At 69.8% G+C, this 252-nt stretch carries 1 protein-coding gene; it reads left to right on the top strand.

The genetic code is table 11. From position 1 onward, the window contains the following. On the top strand, positions 1-252 hold a 252-nt coding region (locus tag ACLJNW_RS27005), incomplete at both ends, for a hypothetical protein (RefSeq protein WP_410961624.1).

Raw genomic sequence — 252 nt, 5'->3', positions numbered from 1 at the left:
ATCGACGACAGCCTGGTCGGCCACCTCGCCGAAGAGGCCTACCAGCCGGAGTTCGGCGCCCGCGAACTGAAGCGGCAGATCCGCCAGCAACTGGAGACGCGCCTGGCCACGGCGATGCTCAAGGGCGAGGTGAAGGAGGGCGAGACGGTCACCTTCTTCTACGACGCCAAGGACGGCGTCGGCTACCGCAAGGGCGCCGCGCCGAATCCGGCGGCACGCAAGAAGTCCGGTGCCGGCGAGACGCCCAGGGGC

This window comes from Salmonella sp. SAL4457 (genome assembly GCF_046548235.1).
In the GTDB taxonomy this organism is placed as follows: domain Bacteria; phylum Pseudomonadota; class Gammaproteobacteria; order Enterobacterales; family Enterobacteriaceae; genus Salmonella; species Salmonella enterica.
This window is presented reverse-complemented; position numbering and strand designations above follow the sequence as displayed.